The organism is Methylobacterium sp. WL6, from assembly GCF_008040095.1.
Lineage (GTDB): Bacteria > Pseudomonadota > Alphaproteobacteria > Rhizobiales > Beijerinckiaceae > Methylobacterium.
This window is the reverse complement of sequence record NZ_VRVH01000323.1, coordinates 1-4,906: the sequence shown is the minus strand read 5'-3', so window position 1 is coordinate 4,906 and position 4,906 is coordinate 1. Positions and strand designations below refer to the sequence as shown.

The following is a 4,906-nucleotide window of genomic DNA, read 5'->3' as shown; positions in this document are numbered from 1 at the left end:
CCCCTCGAAGCGACTGTGGAGATCCGGTCGCTATCTCGCCGCGCCGTTCGTGATCGTGGAGCCAGAGCGTAGGTGGACACCCTCGGAAACATCGCAGGCGATCGCGTCGTGGTGGAGTGCCTGTCGTGCCGCCGAAGGGGCGTCTACGCGACAAACGGCCTTGTGGCTCGGTTCGGACCTACGATGCAGCAGCTCGATGCGCTCCGGCACCTGTCGGGCTCGTGCCGGCATCAGCGCCGCCCAGGGTCGCCGCCCGAGCGCAAATACGAAAGCGCGTGTCAGGCCCGGCTCATCCTACCGCCCTCGAAACAACAGATCGTGCCGACGCCGATCTAGCGCGGCCTGAACGTCGAGGCCTGGACGACGTCGGGCTCGATTCAGTGGCACTTGGCGACGGTGTGGAGCATCGAGCTCGGCCACCTCGTGCTCGATGCCGTGGCGACGCTCTACCCGGACCATGAGGTCACCCTGCGTCAGGCCTGCCGGGTCATTGCAAAGCGCGAGAAGCCGGATTGAGGTTTGCCCCGCTCATGCCAGCCGCGCCAACACTTCCGCCGTAAGCAGCAGCAGGCCCCCGAGCCGATCGGGTGGGGCTGCAAGCTGGGGCGGTTTATACAACCTATAATTACATGCCTGAAGGTCCAGGCCGGGGCTCGCAAGAGGTGCCTGAACCCCAGTTTCGATGGGCAAAATAGCAGGGCATCGACCTCCAACGGCTGACCATTGCAGCCGATTCAAGCCCGTTAATCAATTCTAAGTAGATCGCATCCATCGCACAATTCTCTCATAAGTTGTGTTTCAGGATAGCACGCGCATAATCGTGCGACGGCAGGCCGACCTGCCGCGATCGTTCAGGATGATCGACGACGGAAAACATCCTGCGCCGGGCGACAGCACGTTTTGGACACGCATCTACCAGACAGCATTCGGAAGGAGACAAACCGTGAAGACTACGACGGACCCCATCGACCTCGCCGCCAAGATCCTCACGAGCTACGTCGCCCACAACTCTGTGCCCGCCACGGGGCTGCCGGACCTGATCCGCATGGTTCACGACTCGATTACGGGGCTGACCATTCCGCCGAAGCCGGCGCGGACGAAGCCAACCAATGCGGAGATTCGCAGGTCGATCTCGCCGGACGCCATCATCAGCTTCGAAGACGGCAAGCCCTACAAGGCGCTGCGCCGGCACCTGACGCTGCGCGGACTGTCGGCCGAGGCCTACCGTGCCAAGTGGGGCCTGCCGGTCGACTATCCCCTGGTCTCGGCCAGCTACAGCGCGCGCCGCTCGGTGATCTCCCGCACCATCGGGCAGAACCAGCGCCTGCGCTTTCAGCAAGCGGCGGAGTGATCCGAAGACCTGCTCGACGGTTCCCATCGACACCGCGCCGGTCTGCGCCAAGCGGGGAGGTGTCGGTCGGCATCACTGGATCGTATCGGGACTGGCCATTAGCCCGATGCTCCGTGGCCGCCATCAGCCCGGCAAACCATCTGCGTAACCGTGGTCGGGAGAATTTATCGCTCGATAGGATTTGTCGATGGTGGGTCGTAGCGATCCTTGAGCTCGGCACGCCCCGCGTCAGTAATCCTGTACTCGTTGAGGTCCTTTTCCGGGGCCGTCCGCCCGGTGGCGACGACCATGCCCAGCACCTCAAGGCGCCGCATGTAGGCGGTCAGTTTGTAGAAGCTTGCCCCGGTCTGAGCCAGGGTCTGAAGGCGGTAGAGGCTGCCCGGTGGAAGCTTGTGCATCGGTCTGCAGCTCTTGGGTCAGAGCTGCACCGCCTCGATATCGTCCTCGTAGATCGAGTCCGGCTGGCAGGCGTGCCAGTGCTTCTTCTCATCGGTCTGGCCTTTGCGACCCCAGCAGTAGCCGGCTGGCGCCAGGCGGCCGCTCAGACGGTCGCGGAGACGGCATTGCTCTCGGGCGACGTCCGCGTCTCCTGAGCCCTCACACGCCTGCGAGGCCTTACTTTCAGCCGTCAGCAACTCCGGGACGGTCGGCATCTGCTGCTGTGCGCTGGCACCTCCGGCCATAGCGACGAGAGCGAGGGCGATCAGGACTGTGCGCATGCAAGCAGGATAGCCCCAGGGATGGGGTTGTCGAGGCGCGTTGAGGGCACCGAGGTCCGCATCATGGGTCGACGCTCGACTGAGCAACACGCTGGCCTGGGAGCAGCGCAAGGGCGACGCAACCAAGAACGACGGCTTTTACGACCTTGGCAATGCGCCTGCGCAGCCCGAGGCGGCGACGTGATGCGTTCGGATGGCTCAGGGATTGACGGGATCCGCCGCCCAACGGCAGTCTCGCGTTTAGGGTGCGTTGCGAAGGCGTTGCTCTGACCCACTCGCACGGTGGTCGAAAACAGCGAGAGCCGGCGGCTTCCATCCTGGAGCGTGGCCGGTGGTTTTTGTGAATTTCAAGCACACCGCCCTAGGGAGAATAGTAGGATCTACCGATCTCGGGATATTATCGGCAACTCAACTTTCGATCTGACTTAATCGGCTGTCGAACCTTGAAAATATCCACCAAAAAATTCTTTTACTTGCTCCCGGGATGCCTAATAGGTTTGAGTCAACCGGTGGTCGCCAGGGATCACGCTGAAGATTTAGACCACTATGCAATGGTGGCGGCAGCGTCAATCTTTGCAGAGAGCAGGTGCCCAGGATTTCGCGTGAACGCGGGGCGCCTAACTACCTTAAGGATGGATAGCGCTATTTCCAGCACTGAAGAGCCGCTGATCGAAGTCAAGCTCCGCAAATGGTCTAGCGAGGTTCGGCAGGCATACACTCGGAACGGCGACGAAAACTGGTGCTCTGAGATTTATGGCTTACTCGGCCCAAATGGCACAATGGCCAAAAGCGTGCTCTCAAGATAAAGGTCAGCCGTTACGACGAAGGCGAGGGCGACGAGTGGGGTTGTCGAGGCTTCCACCCCCGGAAGGTAAGCTCACTGCCTGTACGCCGGAAGCCAGCACCATTTTTGCCGATAGGTCGTTCAGCAGCCGATGCAGACGCGCGGATCCCACCTGAATTCCTTGATATGAATTTCCTGAAGGCGCCGAGCTTCTGTCGTGACGCTCAACTCTGGCAGAGCCACCGTCTGGATGCTCCTACTGGTCACCGATCGGCCCTGAGCGGAACCATTGCTTCTACCGTCCGTGTGAAGTGTTTTATAGCGAAGCTTATGCGCGCTACTCTTCTAAACGCCAGACCGGGCAAAACCGTTCACACTGCTCAAAATACGCAGTATGCGTAGAAAACTTCACTTTCGTAGGATCCCCGCCGCTTAGTTAGCGGCACTGCTATTGATCAGGGGCAGCAGCTGGATCTGCGATGGGGAACTCAGGTCCTTCTGCTCTGGCTTTGATGCTATGAGCTGCCCAATTTGCCGTCGTCCGACACCCGACGCACACAGATCGCAGGACGCGCAGATCACGGCCTGCTATGGCCAAATCGGACTTCTCCATCTTGATCCGCGCCGCTCTATTCGCCGCTTCGATATTCGGGAGCGCAGCGGTGGAGACTGAAATCTCTGGCAGGCTTTCAACTGATCTAAGGGGCGGTTGTGGGTGGATAGCAGCGACCCGCTTTTGGGACATGGCTGGACTGGCGATAAATTGGACCGCGATCAGCACGACAACCGGAAGGCGCATCCTCGAAGCTCCGAGAGCTGCGGGTCACTGCGCCGCATACGATCAACGGCGCACACCCGCCGATGACGCTGCTGCCTTATGGTTAATAAAAGCTTGTTGAGGCTGCGGACTCGCTCATTGGACTACCCAAGCTGCGCACAATTTACGACATTTGCGATGGCGCCTGCACCTCGCCATTCACCTCCAAAAGGAGGATGCCTTACCGCTTCCGAGGCGACGCTTGCGCCGCATCCCTCGATAAGCGAGCCGCCCTTTACCGAGCCAGGTTGGTCTCAGCCACGTTCACCGGCGGCCCTTCGGCAGGCATGGAGATGGGTTGGCTCTGCCGGCTAGCGAAAGCCGCTCCGGCTTGCTTCCACTTTTTGCTCTGATTTTCAGACAGCGGGTGTTCCCTCAGATTGGAAGGCTGCGTCACACTGATCGATAGAAGTCCGACCCTTCCGGGCTCGCTCGGATCACCGCTTGTGATCGGCTCGGATCTAGAAGGCCATGAGCGCGACGGATGCAACAATCCCAGACGCGAAGACTATCATAAGCGCATTGTCGAAGCCGTTCGCGATAAGCACTGTGCTCGTCACGTAGGCCAAGAGGAAGCCGTCAATCCCTATGGCGAGGCGTTGCCCATTCACTCGCGATAGCGCTTCCGCTGCACGCGCTCGATCAATGCTCCACCTGCTGCTTAACGAACGAGCGGATCCCGTCCTTAGCGACCGCCTGCTCGAAAGCCTTGAAGGCGTCCTCATCGTTCGCGAAGGTATCAGTCCAGGTCGTGTGCCCGCCTTCGTGCTCGACCACCTCAAGGGTCCATTCATCGTCACTGCCGGCAAATCGGTAGATGTGAACCTGCACCATGACGCCATCGCGGGTGACGATGCCGCCGAGCGGAGAGGTCTCGATCTCCTGATCAGGGATGTCGGCCATCGGTCGTTCCTTCAGTTCACACCCTCAGGGTACTCACGGTGCCGCACGTAGCCCTGGTCGACTCGAGCCTGGCTTGATCCCCTACCACGCGTGAAGCAGGTACCCGCCGGCCAGCACGAGGACGATGAGGGTCACGGCCGATATGCCGAACTTCCGCGGCGACCCAGACGCAGAGGGGGTGCTACGCCGCTTGGTCGTTCGGGGGCTGAAGACAACGATCTTCGGATCTGAAAGGTGCTGGGTCAGGCTGTGGGGCAGCCTGCGCTTCGATCGTCGCCCGAGCATACTCACCTCACTACGACCGCTTCGCCTTGCCGAGCACGGGGTGTATC

5 protein-coding genes are annotated in these 4,906 nt (G+C 60.7%); 2 read left to right on the top strand and 3 right to left on the bottom strand.

From position 1 onward, the window contains the following. Nucleotides 1-387: 387 nt before the first annotated feature. Entirely contained in the window at nucleotides 388-516 is a 129-nt protein-coding gene (locus FV230_RS31300) for a hypothetical protein (RefSeq protein WP_281408323.1), read from the top strand. 340 nt (nucleotides 517-856) lie between these two features. Next, on the top strand, nucleotides 857-1,351 hold the full coding sequence (locus FV230_RS24615; RefSeq protein WP_147844265.1) for a MucR family transcriptional regulator: 495 nt from the start codon (nucleotides 857-859) through the stop codon (nucleotides 1,349-1,351). A 164-nt stretch (nucleotides 1,352-1,515) separates the two neighbouring features. Here the strand turns inward: FV230_RS24615 and FV230_RS24610 are convergent, their stop codons facing one another. From FV230_RS24610 to FV230_RS24600, 3 genes are all read right to left on the bottom strand, one after another. Beyond that, on the bottom strand, nucleotides 1,516-1,749 hold the full coding sequence (locus FV230_RS24610) for a hypothetical protein (protein ID WP_147844264.1): 234 nt from the start codon (nucleotides 1,747-1,749) through the stop codon (nucleotides 1,516-1,518). Nucleotides 1,750-1,767: 18 nt separating this feature from the next. Continuing rightward, nucleotides 1,768-2,070, bottom strand: coding sequence for a hypothetical protein (locus tag FV230_RS24605; RefSeq protein WP_147844263.1), 303 nt, complete (start codon nucleotides 2,068-2,070; stop codon nucleotides 1,768-1,770). A 2,243-nt stretch (nucleotides 2,071-4,313) separates the two neighbouring features. Continuing rightward, complete coding sequence (locus FV230_RS24600; protein ID WP_246694985.1) at nucleotides 4,314-4,574, bottom strand: hypothetical protein; 261 nt, start codon at nucleotides 4,572-4,574, stop codon at nucleotides 4,314-4,316. Between the last annotated feature and the right edge of the window lie 332 nt (nucleotides 4,575-4,906).

Bases quoted from the DNA above. Each gene is read 5' to 3' on its own strand.
- FV230_RS24605 (WP_147844263.1), bottom strand. From the start codon at position 2,070: ATGCGCACAGTCCTGATCGCCCTCGCTCTCGTCGCTATGGCCGGAGGT.
- FV230_RS24600 (WP_246694985.1), bottom strand. From the start codon at position 4,574: ATGGCCGACATCCCTGATCAGGAGATCGAGACCTCTCCGCTCGGCGGC.
- FV230_RS24610 (WP_147844264.1), bottom strand. From the start codon at position 1,749: ATGCACAAGCTTCCACCGGGCAGCCTCTACCGCCTTCAGACCCTGGCT.
- FV230_RS24615 (WP_147844265.1), top strand. From the start codon at position 857: ATGATCGACGACGGAAAACATCCTGCGCCGGGCGACAGCACGTTTTGG.